Genomic DNA, 19,363 nt, shown 5'->3' with positions numbered 1-19,363 from the left:
GCCACCCTATGAAACATTCGTTTCGCAGGGGTTTCGTTCGCCGAACGGGGCGGGATCAGGCGAAGCCGGGGATGCTCGCCCAGGCCCGCGGCTCGGCCGGCGTGCCCTCCCGTTGCACCGTGGCCTGGATCAGCCCGTAGGGACGGTCGGCGGCGAAGAAGACCTCGTGGTCGTTGTCCAGCCCGAACGGCGCCAGGTCGACGAGGAAGTGGTGCTTGTTGGGGCACGACAGCTTGATCTCGGCGACCTCCTCGACCTGCTCGAGCACGGCCTTGCCCATCGCGAAGATCGACTGCTGCAGGGCCAGCGAGTGCAGCTGGGCGAACGCCTCGAGCAGGAGGTCGCGGACGTCGGCATACAGCGCGTTGTAGTCGAGACCGGACGCCACCGCCGCGGGCGTGTAGCGCCACGCCGCGCTGACGCTGGTCGCCAGGATCCGGTCGGTCGTATCGCCGAGCGTCGTGTAGCGATCACGTGGGAAGCCGTGGAACTCCGAGCCGGTCGACTTGAGCACGGTGCAGTCCTTGAGCCCGCTGACCACGAAGAGCTCGTCGCCGTCGCGCTGCACCACGCAGGTGCGGGTCTCGCGGCCGGCGCGGACGAACGCGTGGTCGTGCGGGTCGCCGTCGGCGACGATCCGGTCCCAGGTGTACTGCTCGGCCTCCCAGCGGCCCCCGTGCACCCACGGGAACTCCCCCACGAAGTGCTCGCCCAGCGTCGTCAGGAACTGCTCCGGCGAGTGGACGCCGTGCTCCTTCGCGAACGCGTAGACGGTGTTCTTCTGGGTGTCGGTGGCCACGACCTGGCTGTTGTCGCCCTCGGTGTGGCAGGCCTCGAAGTCGCCTCGCAGCTGGGAGGTGACGTTGAGGTCCTCGATGCCGTGACGCGTGGCGTCGCCCGCTGCGTCGGGGTCGCGGGTGATCCGGACCAGCCGGCACTCCGCCTTCCCGTACTGGTTCGGTCCGAGCACGATGTCGCCAGTCGCCATGTGGTGGGTCAGCTCCCGCGGTAGGTGGTGTAGGAGAACGGGCCCAGCAGCAGGGCCACGTGGTAGTGCTCCTCGGTCGCGTCGACGGAGAACGTCAGCACGACCTCGGGGTAGAACGTCGGACGGCCGGCGGCCGCGAACCAGTCGCCGGTCGCGAAGGTGAGGGTGTGGGCGCCGCCCGTGACGGGCGCCTCGAAGCGCACCCGTCCGTCGGCGTCGGTGGCCGCCGGCGTGGTCGTGCCGTCGGGAGCGCCGAGCGTGACGGCGACCCCGGCTGCGGGGGCACCGAGCGCGGAGTCGAGGACGTGCGTGCTGAGCGTCGTGGTCGGCGGGGTGGTCGGCGGGGTGGTCGGCGGGGTGGTCGGCGGGGTGGTCGGCGGGGTGGTCGGCGGGGTGGTCGGCGGGCTCATGACAGGAGATCCTGCACCCGCAGCGCGGTGATCTCGGCGAGCTGGCCGCGGGTCACCTCGATCTCGGTGGCCGGGTCGTGGGTCAGCCGCTCCTCGAGGAGGTCGAGCATCTCCTCGGCGCTGCGCCCGGCGGCGCGCACGAGGTAGATGCGGTCGAAGCGCTCCTCGTAGCGGGCATTGCCGTCACGCAGCCGCTCGAGCACGTCGGCGTCGGACCGGTCGACGCCCGCCTGCTCGCGGCTCGACATCACCGCCTGCGCGCCGGGGGCGGTCGGCCGCTCCCCGATCCGGGGGTGGCCGGCCAGGGCGGTCTCGACCTCGGACGGCGTCCAGGTGGCCGCGTGGGCCTGCGACGCGGCGACGACCGCCGCGACGTCGTCGTACGGGCGGCCGGTGGCGAGGTCCTCGGCCCACCGGCCGATCGCGACGCACGGCGCGAGGCGGGCGACCGCGTCGTCGTGGCTCTCGGCGTTGAAGTCGGTGAGCGTGCTCATCCCCGGCGTCCGATCTCGAGCAGGTCGCGGTCGCGGCCGGCGGCGGCGACCAGGCAGGCCCCGGCCGGCAGCCCGTCGGCCGTGGTGAGGGGGACGTTGAGGCCGGGGAGGCCGGCCAGCCCGGCCAGGCAGGTCAGCCGCAGGGTCGCCTCACGGACCGCGGCGAGGTCGGAGCCGAGCAGCGGGGCGACCGACGACGCCGACGGCAGCACGAGCACCCGGTCGGCGACGAGGTCGCGGATCCTCGCACGGGCGGCGAGGCCGACCGCTCGGGCTCCGTCAGCGACCTCGGCGGAGATGCCCGCGGCCATCCTGAACCGGCCGCGCACGTCAGCGCCGAGGCAGTCGAGCCGTTCGCGCAGCCAGTCGCCGTGGGCCCGCCAGGCCTCCCAGGCCTGCCACTGCGTGAAGGCGATCCGCCAGTCGGCAAGGTCGTCGAGCGGCCAGTCCTCGACGAGCGCGCCGCGGTCGTCGGCGTAGGCCCGCACCGCCTCGCGCACGTCGGGGTCGGCGAGCTCCAGCAGGGCCGGTACGACGACGAGGTCGGACCCCGTGGTCGGGTCGGCCGCAGCCGGCGGCAGGAGCACGTCGCCCACGCGGGCCAGCAGGTCGGGGGTGCGGGCGAACCAGCCCACGGTGTCGAAGCTCGGGGCGAGCGGCAGCAGCCCCGCGCGGGGGACGGCGTCGTGCGTGGTGCGCAGGCCCCACAGGCCCTGGTAGGACGCCGGCACCCGGACCGACCCGCCGGTGTCGGTGCCGAGGCCGATGCTCGCGTGGCCGAGCGCGACCGCGGCGGCCGACCCGGACGACGAGCCGCCCGGGATCCGGCCGGGCGCAGCCGGGTTGGGGGCGGTGCCGTGGTGGGCGTTGGTGCCGGCGAGGGAGTAGGCGAGCTCGTCGGTGCGGCTGATCCCGCGCACCGCGGCGCCGGCGGCCAGCAGCCGCGCGACGGCGTCGGCGTGATCGGTCTCGACGGCGGCCTCGGCCAGCCACGTCGGGTTGCCCGCGCCGACCCGGTGGCCGGCGACGGCGTACAGGTCCTTGACGGCGACGGACTCGCCCGAGAGCGGGCCGGGCCCGCCGGGGAGCAGCGGGTCGCCGACGACCCGCCAGACCCGGCCGTCGAGCGGCGGGGCCGGGATCGCGACGTGCGCGGCGGTCACCTGCCAGCCCGTGGGGCCACGGCGCCAGAGCTGGGTCTGCTGCCCACGGCCGCCCTTGGCGGGTGCGGTGACCGCGACGACCAGCGCGTGGTCGTCGTCGACGGCCTGCACGTGGGTCTCGACGATCGTGCGCGGCGGCGGGGCGACCCGCGTACGACGGAACGCGGCGATCGCGTCGTGCCCGACGACGAGTCCGTCGGCGTCGCCGCGCAGGGTCTGCGAGCCGGGAGCGAAGAGCCGGTCCATCGCCTCGAGGTCGTCGGCCATCAGCGCGCGCTCGTAGTCCCAGAACGCGTCCATCAGGCCGTCGGGCAGCCCGCTCACGAGAAGTCCGCCTTGCGGATCGTGGCGTGCACGCCCTTGACCTGGTCGACGACCTGCGAGATCCGGAAGTCGGTCGCGGCCGAGAGGTAGGCGTAGGCCAGGGCCGGGTCCATGCCGAACCGCGCCTGGAGCAGGGCGATCGCGGCGCGCACGCAGTTCTGCACCGCGACGTCGAGGTCGGCGTCGAGCCCGGTCGGCACCAGGTGGTCGGACGTCTCGGCGAGCGGCCCGGCCAGCTCGCCGAACCGTCGTACGGCGTCTTCGCGCGGCACGACGTCGAGCCGGACGGTCGCGCGCAGGCTGGCCTCCATCGCGGTCAGCGCGACCTCCCCGTCGCCCTGGGCGAAGTGGGGGTCGCCGACGTAGGCGAGCCCGCCGTCGACCTGCACCGGCAGGTAGAGCGTGCTGCCGACGGTGAGCAGGTTGATGTCGATGTTGCCGCCGTGGGGCCCGGGCGGCACCGAGTGCGGGCGCTGGTCGCCGGCGACCGCGACGCCCATGATCCCCAGGAAGGGCGCGAGCGGGAACCGCACCGAGGGCTCGCCCCCGGGGACCAGCGGGATCAGCCCGTGGTCGCCGTCGTCGGACACCGAGGCGAAGGCGCTGAACACCTCGCCGGCCAGCGGGTACTCCCCCGGCAGCGCGCCGCGCCCGTGCCGGTTGGAGATCACGCCGTAGGGCACCCGCGGCAGGGTCTCGAGCACCGTCATCGCGAGCAGGTCGCCGACGCGGGCCCCCTCGACGGCCACCGGCCGCGACACCACGTGCGGGCCGTCGACGCCGAAGGTCCGCTCGAGGTCGGACGCCGCGACCGCGACCGCGTCGTCGAGGACGTCAGGGGCGCCGTACTGCTCGAAGAAGCGGCGGGGGTCGCGGCCCTGGTCCTCGAGGATCCCCTCGTGGCTGATCGTGTCGAAGGTGACCTCGGTGCCGGGAGCCACCGTCAGCACCGGCTCGTCCGCACCGCAGGGCAGCCGACCCCAGAGCACGGTGTCGGGCCCGCTCGGCAGGTAGGTCGCCGACCGGATCGGTCCGGCCCCTGGCTGCAGCGCGATCACGCCGCGACCCTACGGAACAACTGTTTCAGCGATGTTCCACGCAGGCCTGATCGCGTCGAGCGACGGACGACAGCCGCAGGTGAACGCCGCGGGAACGATCTCCGGGTCGACGGGGCACCGACCCCGCGTCGCCCTATGCTCGTCCCCGTTCTGTTGGCGAGAGAAGGATTTTCCCGTGGTCGACCATGCTCAGATCGCTGCCCGTCTGACCTCCCCCGAGGGGTTCCTCGCCTTGTGCGACGAGTCCCAGGTCATGGGGGCCAAGAAGAAGGCCAAGACCGCCTTCGAGCTGTGGAGCCAGGCCGACCACCGGTACGTCGGCACGTATCGCGGGGTCCAGGCTCCCGGTGGCAAGGGAACCGGCTTCGTGATCCGGCTGTTCTGGGATCCGACGGCGACCACGCCCGATCTCGCTGCCGTCGAGGCCGCGGTCCAGGGCGCCGTGCCCGTCGACCTGATCCAGGCCGACGAGAAGGCGACCTACAAGGCACGCGACAAGAAGCAGGGTCCGTTCTTCCACTGGCAGGGCATGAGCTCGCGCCCGCTGTCCCAGTGGTTCCAGGAGCGGTTCGGCGTCGGCGCCTGCGCGACCCAGCTGTTCGACCGTTCCGACCTGACGCAGGACGTCGCGGTCGTCGCGGTCACGGGCGGCGTCGACCACCTCTGGTCGTTCACCGCGCCGCGGTGAGCCCGACGTGAGTCAGCAATGAGGCCGCAATGAGTCTGCGACGTTCCGCACAGGGAGCCGGCGGCTGGCTCCTGACGGCGGCCGGCGTCATCGCGATCGTCGTCGTGACGACCGGTGACCACCGCTTCTCGCAGGTCGGCGGCGTCGTCGTCGCTGTCGCCGCGGGACTGAGCGTCCTCGCACCGTTCGCGGTCGGCGCCGCCTACCTGGCGATCCGCCGACGCAACCGCACCAAGGAGTCGGCGGCGGACGGCGTTCCCGTGTCACCACGGGCCCGAGCCCTGCAGACGTCCCTCGCGTCGATGCTCGACCGTGTCGACGAGACCGACGACGTGCTCGGGCTGCATCGCGTCGTGCGGGGCGACCGGCTCGAGCTGACCGCCACGGCGCTGCGCGAGATCGACGACCCGTGGGAGGCACTGTCGTTCATCTGGTTCGTCCGTCCCTCCCAACCGGCCGACTTCCCGCAGTCGGCTCGGTTCCACGGCCTTCCCGGGTGGGCGCAGGATGCGGTGGTGCTCCTCGACCTGCGCCGCGAGCTGCAGCTTCGGGGCGCTGCCTCGGCGCTCGCGGACGGACCCGGCTTCTACCGCCACGGCTTCACGCGCATCGGCGAGGCCGCGTCGCGCACGGGCAGCCGCGAGCTCGTCGACACCCTGCTGGACGCACGACACGCGTCCGCGAAGGGTGACGATCCAGGCGACCCGGTCCGTCAGCGCCTGCTGGCGCTGCTGGACGACCCCGCCTCGTGGACGCAGCTCCTGGCCTCGTCCGACTAGTGGTGCGGGTCGGCGGGCTCCAGGTCCCGACGGACGCGACCTTCGCCCCTACCGGCCCGCAGCGCCCTGCCGTGCACTGGACGAGACGGCCGGGCGCCGCCCGTCCCCGACGACGAGGAGCCACCATGACACCCAGGTCCGCCAGCCCCGCCCGCCCCGCCCGCTCCGCCCGCTCCGACGGTCTGCTGGGCGAGCTCACCGAGCCGGAGTGCTGGGACCACCTCACGGCCCACTCCCTGGGTCGGATCGCGTACGTCGTCGACGGCGGCCCCACCATCCTGCCGTTCAACTACCTGGCCCTCGACGGGCTGATCTGGCTGCGGACGACGTCCTACAGCGAGCTGGCCATCCACCTGCCCGGCCAGCGCGCGGCGTTCGCGGTCGACCACGCCGACGAGCACGACCACACCGGGTGGAGCGTCCTGGTCCGCGGTCGCGCGGAGCACGCGATCGGCGAGCACCCCGGTGCCCCGGCCGGGCTGCCCGACCCGGCGCCCTGGCCCGACGGGACCCGCTCGATGGTGTTCTGCCTGACCCCGGAGTCCGTCACCGGCCGCACCCTGCGCCACGCCGACCTCGGCGAGGCCGACCGGTCCGGCCCCGGCTCGGTCCAGCGCCACCGGTGAGCCCGGCGGGTCGCCGCGGGGCTCAGGCCCCGCCGACCCGCCACTCCCGGATCTCGGGCAGGTCCTCCATGTGCAGGCGCACGTAGGCGTGGTGCTCGGCCAGCTTGGCCGTGCACCAGTCCTCGAGCTCCTGGGCGCCCTGCGGCGTCGTCCGCGCGTTGTGCAGCGCGTCGATGACGAGGTGGTAGCGCGACAGCCGGTTGAGCACGGTCATGTCGAACGGCGTGGTCGTGGTGCCCTGCTCGACGAAGCCGCGCACGTGGAAGCGCCCCGGGTCGGGCCGGCCGTGCACGAGCTGGTGGATCGCCCCCGGGAAGCCGTGGAAGGCGAAGACGACGTCGGCGTCGTCGGTGAACAGCTCGCGGAAGAACGTGTCCGGCATGCCGTGCGGGTGGTCGCTGGGACGGACCAGGCCCATCAGGTCCACCACGTTGACGACGCGGGTCCGCAGTGCGGGCAGCCGCTCGCGCAGGATCTGCGCGGCGGCGACCGTCTCGAGCGTCGGGGTGTCGCCGGCGCAGGCCAGGACCACGTCGGGCTGCTCGGAGCCGTCGTCGTTGCCGGCCCAGTCCCAGATCCCGGCGCCGGCCGCACAGTGGGCGGCGGCCGCCTCGATGTCGAGGTACTGCAGCTGGGGCTGCTTGTCGATCACGACCAGGTTGACGTAGGAGCGTGAGCGGAGCACGTGGTCGGCGACCGAGAGCAGGCAGTTGGCGTCCGGCGGCAGGTACACGCGGGTCACCTCGGCACGGTGGGTGAGCATCACCTGGATCAGCCCCGGGCCCTGGTGGGAGAAGCCGTTGTGGTCGTTGCGCCACGCGGTCGAGGTCAGCAGGACGTTGAGGCTCGGGACCGGGGCGCGCCACGACAGGGCGAGCGACTCCTCGAGCCACTTGCTGTGCTGGACCGTCTGGGAGGCGCTCACCATCGCGAAGGCCTCGTACGTCGCGAACAGACCGTGCCGGCCGGTGAGCGTGTAGCCCTCGAGCCAGCCGTGGCAGTTGTGCTCGGACAGCACCTCCATCACCCGGCCGTCGCGGGAGACCTGCTCGTCGCCGTCGACCACGGCCTCCATGAAGGCGCGGTCGGACACGTCGAGGACGTCGCCGAGCCGGTTGCTCCTGGTCTCGTCGGGACAGAACAGCCGGAAGCTCGTCGGGTTGTCGACGTAGACGTCGCGCAGCATCCGCCCCAGGCGACGGGTCGACTCCTCCTGTGCCGCGCCGGGGGACGTGACGTCCACGGCGTGGTCGCGGAAGTCCCGCAGCACCAGGTCGGCCGACGGCAGGCCGGTGCCCGCCGCCGGGGTCGCACTCATCCGCAGCGCCCCGACCGGGTCGTTGGCCCCGGTGGTCGGAGCACCATCGGCGTCGAAGAGCTCCTCGGGCCGGTAGGAGCGCAGCCACTGCTCGAGGAGCGCGAGGTGCGCCGGGTTCTCGCGGACCCCCGACAGCGGCACCTGGTGGGACCGGAAGGTCCCCTCGACTCGGACGCCGTCGACCTCGTGGGGCCCCGTCCAGCCCTTGGGGCTGCGCAGCACGATCATCGGCCACCGCGGCCGCGAGCCGTCCCAGCCGCCGGAGCGCGCGTCGTCCTGGATCGACCGGATCCTCGTCCAGCAGTGCTCGAGGGCGGCGGCGAACCGGTGGTGCATCCCCGGCAGGTCGGACCCCGAGACCTCGACGACCTCGTAGCCGTGACCGGTGAGCAGCGCGCGCACCTCGGCCGGGTCCTTGCGCCCCAGCACGGTGGGCCCGCTGATCTTGGCGTCGTTGAGGTGCAGCACCGGCAGCACCGCCCCGTCGCGCTGCGGGTTGAGGAACGAGATGCCTTTCCACGACCCCTCGAGCGGCCCGGTCTCGGCCTCGCCGTCGCCGACCACCGCCAGCGCCAGCAGGTCGGGGTTGTCCATCACGGCCCCGAACGCGTGCACCAGCACGTAGCCCAGCTCGCCGCCCTCGTGGATCGACCCGGGCGTCGTCACCGAGACGTGGCTGGGGATCCCGCCGGGGGTGGAGAACTGCCGCACCAGGCGCTGGGCACCCGCAGCGTCACGCGAGACCCGTGGGTAGATCTCGGAGTAGCTGCCCTCCAGCCACGATGCCGCCACCAGGGCAGGTCCGCCGTGGCCCGGGCCGGCGAGGTAGATCGCCTCCTGGCCCGTACGGCGGATCAGCCGCGACACGTGGGCGTAGACGAACGCGAGCCCCGGGCTGGTCCCCCAGTGCCCCAGGAGCCGCGGCTTGATGTGCTCGACGCGCAGCGGCTCGCGCAGCAGCGCGTTGTCGCCCAGGTAGATCTGCGCGACGGTGAGGTACATCGCCGCGCGCCACCACGCGTCGACGACCGCGACCTCCTCGTCCTCGAGGTGGACGTCGAGGTGGTCGTCGAGGTCGGGCGTGGCGCTCTGGGGCACTGCGGGGGCAGACGTCATACCCCGATCGTCGGGACCCCGGGGCCACCACCGCACCGGGCCAACGCCCCCAGGTCCGGGACCAACGTCCCGGGCCCCGGCGTACACCGTTGGGCCCGGTGCCTCGGGACCCATGGCGGTGGCGCCGACCTGGTCGCGGACGCACGGTGGGTCCATGACCTCCACGACCCCGCCCGCAGGATCCATCGTCGTCGGCATCGACGGCTCGGCCGGTGCCGACCAGGCCCTCGAGTGGGCGGTCGACCAGGCCGCCCTGGAGCACCGACCCCTGACGATCGTCTACTCCGGACGCCTCACGACCGGCGGTGACGCCCTCTGGCTCGGGCAGCCGGGGGTCGACGTCGGCGCCATGATGGAGAGCATCAAGGTCGCCGGGCACGGTCTCCTCGACAACGCCGAGCGCCGCGCCGTACGACGCGCCCCCGGGCTCGAGGTGCACCAGGTCCTGTCGACCGGCGACCCGCGCCTAGCGCTGGTCGAACTCGGCGAGCGGGCCGCCGGCCTCGTGGTCGGGTCCCGCGGTCGCAGGCCGATCGCGACGGCCCTGCTCGGCTCGGTGAGCGTGCACGTCGCCCGGCACGCCACGTGCCCGGTCGTCGTCGTGCGCCATGCCGAGGGGACGGCTCCGCGCGGCGGGGTCGTCGTGGACGTCGACGACACCGAGCAGGCGCGGGCCGCCATCGAGTACGCCTATCGCACGGCCTCCTTCCGCTCGCTCCCCCTCACCGCGCTCCGCGTCGTGTGGGACCCCGAGCACCGGCGCGACGACGAGCACGTCGTGACCGACGCCGACCCCGGTCTCGACGCGGAGCGTCTGCTGCTCAGCGAGGCCACCGCCGGGATGCGCGAGAAGTTCCCCGACGTCCTGGACCGGCTGGTCCTGGTCCGCGGGATGCGCGAGCACCAGCTGACGCGAGCCTCGCGAGACGCCGACCTGCTCGTGCTGGGGTCGCACGAGGCCGGCGTCATCGACCGATTCGTCTTCGGGTCGGTCTCCACCGTCCTCGAGCACGCGGCGTGCGACGTGGCGCTGGTGTCCGGTGGCCTGACTCCCGCCATGTGACGAGCGGGGGGCCCGCCGGGGTACGGACGCGACCCGAGGGTCAGCCGTCCTCCTCGATCGGCGCCTGCCACCGCAGCCGGGTCCCGGGACCCTCGCGGGCGGTCAGCGTGAACGCGCCCCCGCGGGCCTCGGCACGCTGCCGCAGGTTGGCCAGACCGCTGCGCACCGGATCACCGCGGACTCCCTGGCCGTCGTCGAGGACCTCGATGACCAGCTCCTCCGGAGTGGCGCTCACCCGGACCTCCACGCGGCGCGCCGCCGCGTGCCGACCGGCGTTGGTGAGCGCCTCACGCACGACGGCGCAGGCGTCGTCGTACATCGTGGTGGGCACGAGCAGGTCGACCGGTCCGTGGAAGGTCACCTCGGGGGGACCGGGCAGCAGCACCGCCGTCGCCGCGGCGACGCCGAGGACCTGGGACCGCAGCCCCCCTGAAGCACCGGACCCATCGGTGCCGAGGGCGAAGATCGTCGTGCGGATCTGCCGGATGGAGGCGTCGATCTCGTCCACCTGGGCGCCGAGCCGGTCGGCAGCCGCGCCGGCCCCGAGGGTGGCGCAGACGCTCTGGATGGTGAGCCCGGCGGCGAAGAGCCGTTGCACGACGTGGTCGTGGAGGTCTCGCGCGATGCGGTCGCGGTCGCGCAGGGTGCGCAGGTGCAGCCGGGCCTCGCGGGCGTCGGTGCGATCGAGCGCGAGGGCGGCGTGCCCCGCGAGGGACGCGGCCACGTCGAGGTCGAACTCGGTGAACTGCGGATCCCCCTCGTGGCGAAGCACGAACAGGCTTCCCCGCGCGCCGCCGTCGGCCAGCAGCGGGACGGCCATCGCCGGGCCCAGCCCCGCGGCGGGCCGGCCGCCGGGCAGGGACTCCGCCAGCTGCGGCCGGTGCGTCGCCAGCGAGCGGCGGACGAGGTTGTCACCCACCGGCAGTCGGGTGCCGAGCACCTCGGCCGCGCCCGCGCCGGCCGCGCGGTCCACGACGAGCGCCGCGGTCCTCGGCTCGGGGCCGTGGGCCAGCACGACCATGACGACGCTGGCCCCGGCGAGGTCGAGCACCCGGTCGGCCACCAGCTGGAGGGCGTCGACCTCGTCGTTGGTGAGCAGCTCGTGGGTGATCTCGGTGGTGGCGGCCGTCCACTGCTCGCGACGGGTGCTCTCCTCGAAGAGCCGCGCGTGAGCGATCGCGACGCCCGCCGTCGTCGCGAGCGCCTCGACCAGCACCTGGTCGTCGGCCGTGAACGCACCGATGCGGGGGTCCGCCAGGTAGAGGTGGCCGTAGATCTCCTCACGGACCTCGAGCGGGACCCCCAGGAAGCTGTTGATCGGCGGGTGGTGGGCGGGCACCCCGACCGACCGCCCGTCGTCGGAGAGGACCGCCAGCCGCACTGGCCGCGGGTCCTCGATCAACGCCCCCAGCAGGCCCAGCCCGTCCGGGGTCGGGCCGATCGCCGCCACGGTCGCGTCGTCCATGCCGGTGTGGATGAACTGGTCGAGCCTGCCGCTGCGCCCCAGCACCCCGATGGCGCCGTACGCCGAGCCCACCAGCTCGACCGCGGCCTCGACGATCTGGCGCAGCGCGAGGGTGAGGTCGAGGTGCTCGACCGCGAGCCGGTTGGCCTCGAGGAGGCGGCGCAGCTGTGGCTGGGTCGAGGAGCTGGTGGCGCGGATGGTGGGCATGGCCCAGGAGTCCCTGACGTCGTGGCACGTGCGCCCCGAGGCCGTCGAGGTACGGGACTCCCCCAACCTAGTCCGTCGGCCGCGCGATCGGCCGGGGTCGGGCCTGAGGACCCGGGACCGTGGTCCCGGAGCGGGTGACCTCCTGCCCTGACCGGCAGGGGCCGGCCGGCGCGATCCTCGGAACACACCTAGCGAACCGAGGAACCGCCATGACCGTCCTGAACCCGCCTGTCGTCCCTGCCCAGGGCCCCACCGCCCACGCGGCCGCCCACCACGACCTCGCCCACCACCACCTCGCCGACCGTGCGCTCGCCGTCGTCCGGATCGCCTTCGGTCTCACTTTCTTGTGGGCCTTCTTCGACAAGCTCCTCGCCCTGGGCTTCTCCACCGGCCGGGACGAGGCCGGTGTCGTCGACCGGTTCGGCGACGCCGCCTGGATCAACGGGGGCAGCCCCATCGAGGGCTTCCTCAAGTTCGGCGCCGACGGCCCGTTCGACGGCTTCTACCACTCGATCGCCGGTGCCGCCTGGGCCGACGTCCTCTTCATGCTCGGCCTGCTCGGCATCGGCCTGGCCCTCACCACGGGCATCGCGACCCGGCTGGCCTGCGCCGCCGGCGTCCTCCTCTACCTCCTGATGTGGACCGTCGTGCTGCCGCCGGAGACCAACCCGGTGCTCGACGACCACATCCTCGGCGCCCTCACCCTCGTCGTCCTGGGCCTGCTGGCCGCCGGCGACACGTGGGGACTGGGTGCCCGGCTCTCGCGGACCGAGCTGGTGCAGCGCTTCCCGGTCCTGCGCTGAGATGGCCGACCAGGGCACCCCGCCGGCGTCCCACCGGCACCACCCGGCGGTGGCCCGCGAGATCGCGCGCGCCGACGACGTCCAGGTGCGGGTCGCGGACCTGATCACGAGGTTCGCCGGGTCGATGCCCTTCGTCTACGCCCACGTGGCCGCCTTCGCGGTCTGGATGCTTCTCGTGGAGCGCTCGCCATGGCCGACCCTGACCCTCGTGGTGTCGCTGGAGGCGATCTTCCTGTCCACGTTCGTGATGATCGGCCAGAACCGGCAGGCCGCCTTCCAGCGCGCCAAGGCCGACCACGACTTCCTGACCCAGGAGCTCGAGCTGCACGGCAACACCGAGTCGATGCGGGTCATCGAGCGGCACGTGCGCGAGATCCACGAGAGCGTCACCGTCGCCGGCCCGGCCGCCACGGTGTCCTGAGCCAGGCTCCCGGCAGCGTCGTACGACGGGGGTCGCCGCCGCCCGACGGGGTGAGGGGCCGTTCGGCCGCGATCGGTACGGTCCGAGCGTGCCAGATTCTGCCAGCGCCACCTTCACCCGTCGCCAGTTCATGATCTACCAGCTCGTCATGGACGGGACGGCCCACGACGAGGCGGCCCGGCTGGTCGACGAGACCCTCGCGCGAGACGGCGGCGCAGCCCCCGACGAACAGCTGAGCTGGGCGCAGTGGCAGGCCGAGGCTGAGTCCGACACGTCGCCGGCGGACCGCTGACCGGCCGCACCACGCGCCCGCCCGAAGAACGAGAGCCTCTGACCTGGATCTCCAGGTCAGAGGCTCTCGTCGTCGGTCGGGCTGACAGGATTTGAACCTGCGACCCCCTGACCCCCAGTCAGGTGCGCTACCAAGCTGCGCTACAGCCCGAACACCTTGCGAGCAAGGCCTGGGAACCTTATCGCAGTGTCGGGGTCGGACCGGAATCGGTATCCCTCGACCACCCTCGACCCCCTCGTCGATCACCGGAAGTCGCGCGACGAGGCCCGTGCCTGGAGCACCGCCCCGGCGCCCGGGACGACCACGTCGATGCCCTCGACCCGGTCGGCGACCAGGTTGGTGACGCCCTCGTGGCGCTCCAGGGTGCCGCGGATGACGACGGCGACGCGGTTGCGGGCGGCCTGGCGGTGCACCTTCATCACGCCGATCGAGCACACGACGTTGAGCATGCCGGTCTCGTCCTCGAGGTTGAGGAACGTGACGCCCATGGCTGTGCCGGGGCGTTGGCGGTGGGTGATCAGGCCGCCGACGTGGACCCGGCGCCCGGACTCCGTGGTCTCGAGGTCGGCGATGGAGCGGACGCCGGCGCGGCGCAGCTCGTCGCGCAGGTGCTCGACGGGGTGTCGCTCGGGCGAGATCCCGGTCGCCCACAGGTCGGCGAGGGTCAGCTCGGGCTCGCTCATGCCGGGCAGCATCGGCGCGGCCGGGGCGGGCGTGGTGCCGGGCAGGTGGGCGGCGCTCTCGGCGAAGCCCGCCGCCCACAGCGCCTGACGCCGGTCCATGCCCCAGGAGTCGAACGCCCCCGCGGTCGCCAGCGCCTCGAGCTGGGTGGGCGTGAGGTCGGCACGTCGCGACAGGTCGGGGACGCCGGTGAAGGGCGCCTCCTCGCGCGCCGCCACGATGCGCCGGGCGACGTCGAGCCCGATGCCACGCACCGAGTCGAGCCCGAGGCGTACGGCGAGCCGCCCGTCGCGCCGGTGGGCCGGGACCGGGTCGGGTGTGCCCGGCACCCACTCGACCCGCTCGAACGACGGCCGGCAGCACTCGTCGAGCCCGGTGGCGGAGACCTCGTCCGCGCCGACGGCCTCCAGCCCGGCCTGGGCCCCCGACAGCGCCACGTCGGGCCGTCGTACGTCGACGCCGTGCCGGCGGGCGTCGCCGACCAGGGACTGCGGCGAGTAGAAGCCCATCGGCTGGTTGCGCAGCAGCCCGGCCAGGAACGCCGCGGGGTAGTGCAGCTTGAACCACGAGCTGGCGTAGACCAGCAGGGCGAAGGACAGGGCGTGCGACTCGGCGAAGCCGAAGTTGGCGAACGACAGGATCTTGACGTAGATCGAGTCGGCCTTGTCGCCGGTCAGCCCCCGACGAGCCATGCCGTCGTAGAGCTTGGCCTTGATCGACTCGATCCGCTCGATGCCGCGCTTGGAGCCCATCGCCCGGCGCAGCAGGTCGGCGTCGTCGCGCGAGCAGTCGCCCAGGGCGACGGCCATCGCCATCAGCTGCTCCTGGAACAGCGGCACCCCGCGGGTGCGCTCGAGCACCGGCACCAGGTCGGGGTGGTCGTAGGCGACCTCCTCCTGGCCGGTGGCGCGGCGTACGTAGGGGTGCACCGCGCCGCCCTGGATCGGGCCCGGCCGGATCAGCGCGATCTCGATCGCCAGGTCGTAGAACTCGCGCGGCCGCAACCGCGGCAGGGTGCCGATCTGGGCCCGGCTCTCCACCTGGAAGACCCCGAGCGAGTCGGCGCGGCAGAGCATGTCGTAGACCGCGGGCTCCTCCTTGGGCATCGTCGCGAGGGTCCACCGCTCCCCCAGGTGGTCGGCGACCAGCCGCATCATGTGGTCGAGCGCGCCGAGCATCCCCAGCCCCAGCAGGTCGAACTTGACCAGCCCCATCGACTCGCAGGCGTCCTTGTCCCACTGCAGCACGGTGCGCTTGTCCATCCGGCCGCGCTCGATCGGGCACACGTCGCCGATCGGCCGCTCGGTCAGCACCATCCCGCCGGAGTGGATGCCGAGGTGGCGCGGCGCCCCCATCAGCTCCTCGGCGAGGGCGACCACGGCCGGGGGCACGTCGTGGGCGGCCGGGTCGCCGGCGTCGCCGGTGACCACCGACTTCCAGCCGTCGATCTGCTTGGACCACGCGTCCTGCTGGCCCTGCGAGTGGCCGAGCGCCTTGGCCGCGTCGCGCACCGCCATCCGCGGTCGGTAGGCGATGACGTTGGCGACCTGGGCGGCGTTGCGGCGGCCGTAGGTGTCGTAGACCCACTGGATGACCTCCTCGCGGCGGTCGGAGTCGAAGTCGACGTCGATGTCGGGCTCCTCGTCGCGGTGGGCGGAGATGAAGCGCTCGAAGGGCAGCTTGTAGAGGACCGCGTCGACCGCGGTGATGCCGAGGGCGAAGCAGACAGCCGAGCTGGCGGCCGATCCCCGGCCCTGGCAGAGGATCCCCTGCTCCCGGGCGAACGCGACGATGTCGTGCACGATCACGAAGTAGCCGGAGAAGTCCTTCTCGGAGATGACGCGCAGCTCGTGCTCCATCCGCTCGCGCGCCACCTGCTCGTGGGCCAGCCCGGCGTAGCGCTCGGTGAAGCCGCGCTCGGCCAGCACCCGCAGCCAGGAGTCGGCCGTGTGCCCATCGGGGATCTGCCGCTTGGGCAGGGCCGGGGATGCCTTGCGCAGGTCGAAGGCCAGCTCGTCGGCCAGCGCCACGCTCCGCGCCACCGCCTGGGGGTACGCCGAGAGGGCGTGCACCGTCTCGTCGCCCGAGCGCAGGTGGGCCGAGGCCGACAGGTCGAGCCAGCCGTCGAGCTCGGCCAGGCTGCGCCGGGCCCGCACCGCCGCCATGGCCGAGGCGAGCCGATGCCCCCGGGGTGTCGCGTGGTGGACGTTGCCGGAGGCGACGACGTCGAGGCCGTGGGTGCCGGCCAACCGGGCGAGCACCGCGTTGGTCTCGTCGGCCCCCGGGCGCGAGGACAGCTCGACCAGCACGTGCTCGAGCCCGAACAACGAGGTCAGCTGGTCGAGCGCCGCGCCCGCCGCACGCTCGTCGCCGCGGTCGAGGGCCAGGCGCACCGCGCCCTTGCGGCAGCCGGTGAGCACGGTCCAGTGGCCCCGACCCCGCCGGCCCAGCTCGTCGAGGTCGTAGACGGGACGCCCCTTCTCGTCGCCACGCAGGTGGGCCTCGGTGATCGCCCCGGACAGCCGGTGATAGCCCTCGACCCCGCGGGCCAGCACCAGCAGGTGGCTGCCCTCCGGGTCGGGCACGCCGTTCTGGGGTGCGCTCAGCCCCAGGCTCAGCTCGGCGCCATAGACCGTCAGCAGGTCGTAGGCCGCGGCCGCCTCGGCCAGCATCGGGGCGCCGTAGAACCCGTCGTGGTCGGTGATCGCCAGCGCGTGCAGCCCCAGCCGCACGGCCTCCTCGACGAGCTCGGCCGGGGAGCTGGCCCCGTCGAGGAAGCTGAAGTTGCTGTGGCAGTGCAGCTCGGCGTACGGCGTCCCGCCGGTCGGGCGCACGATCGCGCGTGCCTCGGTCGCCGCGTGCTTGCGCCGCGACACCGGCGCGTCGTCCGCCCCGGGCCGCCCGCTGAGCCGCTTCTCGAGCTCCTTCCACTTCATCGTGGGGTTGTTCCAGCCCATCAGCCCCCACCCCGCAATACCCCACGCCGGTCGAGGCGCGAGGCCCCACGTCGGTCGAGGTGCGAGGCCGCCCGCGGCCGAGCCTCGAGACCACCGCAGCAACAGACCGACCCCACCACACGCCGGTCGAGGAGGTCGCCCGCGACCGTCTCGAGACCACCCGACCGCAGCCGGTCGCTCATCCAGCCCATCAGTCGTACCCCGCTTCCACCGACCAGCCACCGGGCGCGCACAACAACAACCACGCACGTCCGTCAGCACCCACGACCTGGAACCGCGCCGACAGCCCCGCCCCGCCCGACCACCACGACTCGTCGACCGGCCACGGGCCGGCCCACGCCGCGACGGGCTGCCACGGAAGGAGTCCTGCCCCCAGCCGGAACCGACACGGCGCCGAGGTCACGACCCCGCGCTCGGTCACCGCCACCGCCCGGCCGCCGTCGTCGACCACCTCGGCCACCGGCGGCGCTGCGAACACCCGCACCGGAGCCGGACCCGGCACACGACCCGGCCAGGGCCGCTCGACGGGCCGCAGGTCGACCGCCTTCTCTCCCCAGGGCACCAGCGCCTGGCGCGCGGCCGGGCTGCGACCGCCCTGCAGCACCGGGCGGCGTACGGCGTCGAAGCCGACCATCCCCTGCACCCGGGCCACCCCGCGCTCGACGAGGTCGTCGGCCGCGCCGCCCCACAGCGCCTCGCCGTGCGCGGCGGCCGGCTCGACGACCTCGGGCACGAACCGCACCCGGTCGATGGGCGCCTGCACCGACCCGGGGTCCTTGCGCGACCTGACCCCCGCACCCGCGACCCCGGACTGCAGCTGCCAGTGCACCCGGTCGACCAGGTCGCGTGCGCCGAAGTGGCGAGGGTGCAGCCAGGTGCGTCGCGAGCACACCGCCCCCTCGGACTCAGCCTCGATGCGCACCCCGGTCGCGACCAGCTGGTGGTGGGCGAGCTGGGTCAGGAACCGCTCGGCGGTCGTGCGCACGCTGAAGGTGATGGCCTCGACCGAGTCGAGCGGGGGCTCGAAGACCACCTCGGCCTCGAGCTCGGGCGGCGGGGTGCGCGCGGCGAACAGCGCCGGGTCCTCGCCCCTCGCCCGGCGCCACACCGACGCGCCGTAGCGGCCGAGACGGTGCTCGACGGCCTCGCCCGGCAGCGCCGCCAGGTCGCCGAGGGTGGTCAGGCCGAGGCGTTGCAGCAGGCTGACCGCCTCGCGCCCCTGCGGTCCGTCGCCCTCGAGCACGTGCACCGGCAGGCTGCGCAGGAACGCCGCGGACTCCCCCTCCGGCACGACCTCCCAGGCCTGCAGGTCGGCGGTGCGTGCGGCCTGCTCGGCGGTGAAGAGGTCGTCGGCCAGGCCGAGGCGCAGGTCCCAGACCCCGGCCTCGACCAGCGCCTGGCAGACCGTCGCCGCAGCGTTGGCCTCGGTGCCGAACCACGAGCCGGGGGCGCGGACGGCGAGCAGCCCCGGCCGCAGCGCCGCCACCCCGGGGCGCAGCTCCTCGACCGTGGCCAGGACGGGCTCGAAGGCCCGCGCGTCGCGGTCGTCGCTGGCCGTCAGCAGCTCGAGCTCGGGACAGCGCGCCTGGGCGTCACGGCGCCGGTGGCCGCGACGCACGCCCTCGACGCGCGCCGGCCCGTTGCAGACCTCGACGACGTTGGCCTTCAGGACGGCGGCCGGGGTGCGCGGCGGCTTCCCCACCTCCGCGAGCCCGGCGACCACCGACCAGTCGGGACACCAGACCACCATGACCCTCACGTCACGGCCTCCACGGCGTCCCCACGGCGCCTCACCCCGACACCTCGCGCAGCCCGGCGAGCAGCGGCCTGGCCACCCGCACACCCGGCCACGACACGTCGGCGCGCTGGGCAGGTCGCGCCCCGCGGCGTACGACGACCCGGGCCCGGCGCTCCACCAGCCGGCCGTCGCCGGCCAGCGGACCCGCCCACTGCGACGACTCGACGCTGACCCGCGCCTCGACGCGCGGCCAGTCGCCCCACACCACCAGGACGGCCGAGCGGGTGCGCAGCCGCGAGTCGAGCACCCCGGCGGTCCGCGCGTCGACGCTGGCCGGCGGACGCAGCACCACCACCCTCAGCACGTCGACCAGGGCGGCGGTGACCTCGAGCCAGTGCTCACCAGGGTCGGGCACGAGCACCGTGCGCGACAGCTCGACGCCCAGCTCGGCGGCGGCCTCGGCCCCGAAGTCGGGGCACCCGGCGAAGCCGACCCACTCCCCGGCCTGGGACGCCCCGGCGGCCAGCGCCAGGGCAAGCGAGGCCGAGTCGACGCCGTAGGTCGCGCCCGCGTGCAGTGGCACGAGGTCGGACAGGCCCGTCAGCGTCGCGACCTCGGCCCGGGCCGGCTGGCGCTCCATCGCGGCGACGCGCTCGCGCAGCTGGTCGACCACGGAACGGCCCGGGTCGAGCGGTGTGAGGGCGGGGCGGGCGGGCACCCCTCATCTTCGAACACATGTTCGAACGCGTCAAGCGGGGGCACCGCTCGACGA

17 protein-coding genes and 1 tRNA gene are annotated in these 19,363 nt (G+C 73.9%); 7 read left to right on the top strand and 11 right to left on the bottom strand.

Annotated features, from left to right (window positions below):
* Positions 1-55: 55 nt before the first annotated feature.
* The 5 genes from pucL to FJQ56_RS15580 are packed head-to-tail and all read right to left on the bottom strand — an operon-like array spanning position 56 to position 4,437.
* Positions 56-988: a factor-independent urate hydroxylase gene (pucL, locus tag FJQ56_RS15600; protein WP_140010518.1), complete on the bottom strand. Its 933-nt coding sequence runs from the start codon at positions 986-988 to the stop codon at positions 56-58.
* 8 nt (positions 989-996) lie between these two features.
* On the bottom strand, positions 997-1,398 hold the full coding sequence (gene uraH / locus FJQ56_RS15595) for a hydroxyisourate hydrolase (RefSeq protein ID WP_140010517.1): 402 nt from the start codon (positions 1,396-1,398) through the stop codon (positions 997-999).
* Positions 1,395-1,892 carry a 2-oxo-4-hydroxy-4-carboxy-5-ureidoimidazoline decarboxylase gene (gene uraD / locus FJQ56_RS15590; protein WP_140010516.1) on the bottom strand — a complete coding sequence of 166 codons (498 nt, stop codon included), beginning with the start codon at positions 1,890-1,892 and terminating at the stop codon, positions 1,395-1,397. The genes uraH and uraD overlap by 4 nt, the downstream gene beginning before the upstream one ends.
* Positions 1,889-3,379: an AtzH-like domain-containing protein gene (locus FJQ56_RS15585; protein WP_246084192.1), complete on the bottom strand. Its 1,491-nt coding sequence runs from the start codon at positions 3,377-3,379 to the stop codon at positions 1,889-1,891. The genes uraD and FJQ56_RS15585 overlap by 4 nt, the downstream gene beginning before the upstream one ends.
* Positions 3,376-4,437, bottom strand: coding sequence for an acetamidase/formamidase family protein (locus tag FJQ56_RS15580; RefSeq protein ID WP_211351095.1), 1,062 nt, complete (start codon positions 4,435-4,437; stop codon positions 3,376-3,378). Before FJQ56_RS15580 ends, FJQ56_RS15585 begins: the two co-directional genes overlap by 4 nt.
* Positions 4,438-4,612: 175 nt before the next feature.
* Between FJQ56_RS15580 and FJQ56_RS15575 the strand changes: the two genes are divergently transcribed.
* The 3 genes from FJQ56_RS15575 to FJQ56_RS15560 all read left to right on the top strand — a co-directional run bounded on the left by FJQ56_RS15575 (position 4,613) and on the right by FJQ56_RS15560 (position 6,530).
* Complete coding sequence (locus FJQ56_RS15575; RefSeq protein WP_140010515.1) at positions 4,613-5,125, top strand: hypothetical protein; 513 nt, start codon at positions 4,613-4,615, stop codon at positions 5,123-5,125.
* Positions 5,126-5,154: 29 nt separating this feature from the next.
* Positions 5,155-5,904: a hypothetical protein gene (locus tag FJQ56_RS15570; protein WP_140010514.1), complete on the top strand. Its 750-nt coding sequence runs from the start codon at positions 5,155-5,157 to the stop codon at positions 5,902-5,904.
* 125 nt (positions 5,905-6,029) lie between these two features.
* Entirely contained in the window at positions 6,030-6,530 is a 501-nt protein-coding gene (locus FJQ56_RS15560) for a pyridoxamine 5'-phosphate oxidase family protein (RefSeq protein WP_140010512.1), read from the top strand.
* A 22-nt stretch (positions 6,531-6,552) separates the two neighbouring features.
* On the opposite strand, the gene FJQ56_RS15555 is transcribed toward FJQ56_RS15560, so the two are convergent.
* Entirely contained in the window at positions 6,553-8,964 is a 2,412-nt protein-coding gene (locus FJQ56_RS15555; protein WP_140010511.1) for a phosphoketolase family protein, read from the bottom strand.
* Positions 8,965-9,118: 154 nt separating this feature from the next.
* Here FJQ56_RS15555 and FJQ56_RS15550 point away from each other — a divergent pair, with 154 nt between their 5' ends.
* Entirely contained in the window at positions 9,119-10,027 is a 909-nt protein-coding gene (locus tag FJQ56_RS15550) for a universal stress protein (RefSeq protein WP_170215428.1), read from the top strand.
* A 40-nt stretch (positions 10,028-10,067) separates the two neighbouring features.
* Here FJQ56_RS15550 and FJQ56_RS15545 read toward each other — a convergent pair whose 3' ends face one another.
* On the bottom strand, positions 10,068-11,699 hold the full coding sequence (locus FJQ56_RS15545; protein WP_140010509.1) for a sensor histidine kinase: 1,632 nt from the start codon (positions 11,697-11,699) through the stop codon (positions 10,068-10,070).
* Positions 11,700-11,908: 209 nt separating this feature from the next.
* Here FJQ56_RS15545 and FJQ56_RS15540 point away from each other — a divergent pair, with 209 nt between their 5' ends.
* From FJQ56_RS15540 to FJQ56_RS15530, 3 genes are all read left to right on the top strand, one after another.
* Positions 11,909-12,502: a hypothetical protein gene (locus FJQ56_RS15540; RefSeq protein WP_140010508.1), complete on the top strand. Its 594-nt coding sequence runs from the start codon at positions 11,909-11,911 to the stop codon at positions 12,500-12,502.
* Between the two features lies 1 nt (position 12,503).
* Entirely contained in the window at positions 12,504-12,923 is a 420-nt protein-coding gene (locus FJQ56_RS15535; protein ID WP_140010507.1) for a DUF1003 domain-containing protein, read from the top strand.
* Between the two features lie 88 nt (positions 12,924-13,011).
* Entirely contained in the window at positions 13,012-13,215 is a 204-nt protein-coding gene (locus FJQ56_RS15530) for a hypothetical protein (RefSeq protein ID WP_140010506.1), read from the top strand.
* A 76-nt stretch (positions 13,216-13,291) separates the two neighbouring features.
* On the opposite strand, the gene FJQ56_RS15525 is transcribed toward FJQ56_RS15530, so the two are convergent.
* From FJQ56_RS15525 to FJQ56_RS15510, 4 genes are all read right to left on the bottom strand, one after another.
* Positions 13,292-13,365: transfer RNA gene (locus FJQ56_RS15525), tRNA-Pro, on the bottom strand.
* 92 nt (positions 13,366-13,457) lie between these two features.
* Complete coding sequence (locus FJQ56_RS15520) at positions 13,458-16,853, bottom strand: error-prone DNA polymerase (RefSeq protein ID WP_140010505.1); 3,396 nt, start codon at positions 16,851-16,853, stop codon at positions 13,458-13,460.
* Positions 16,854-17,043: 190 nt separating this feature from the next.
* Positions 17,044-18,603, bottom strand: coding sequence for a Y-family DNA polymerase (locus FJQ56_RS15515; protein ID WP_140010619.1), 1,560 nt, complete (start codon positions 18,601-18,603; stop codon positions 17,044-17,046).
* Positions 18,604-18,643: 40 nt separating this feature from the next.
* Complete coding sequence (locus tag FJQ56_RS15510) at positions 18,644-19,309, bottom strand: hypothetical protein (protein WP_140010504.1); 666 nt, start codon at positions 19,307-19,309, stop codon at positions 18,644-18,646.
* Between the last annotated feature and the right edge of the window lie 54 nt (positions 19,310-19,363).

The organism is Nocardioides plantarum (assembly GCF_006346395.1).
In the GTDB taxonomy this organism is placed as follows: domain Bacteria; phylum Actinomycetota; class Actinomycetes; order Propionibacteriales; family Nocardioidaceae; genus Nocardioides; species Nocardioides plantarum.
Note: the sequence above shows the minus strand (reverse complement) of the source record. Positions and strands in the feature narration are given on the sequence as shown.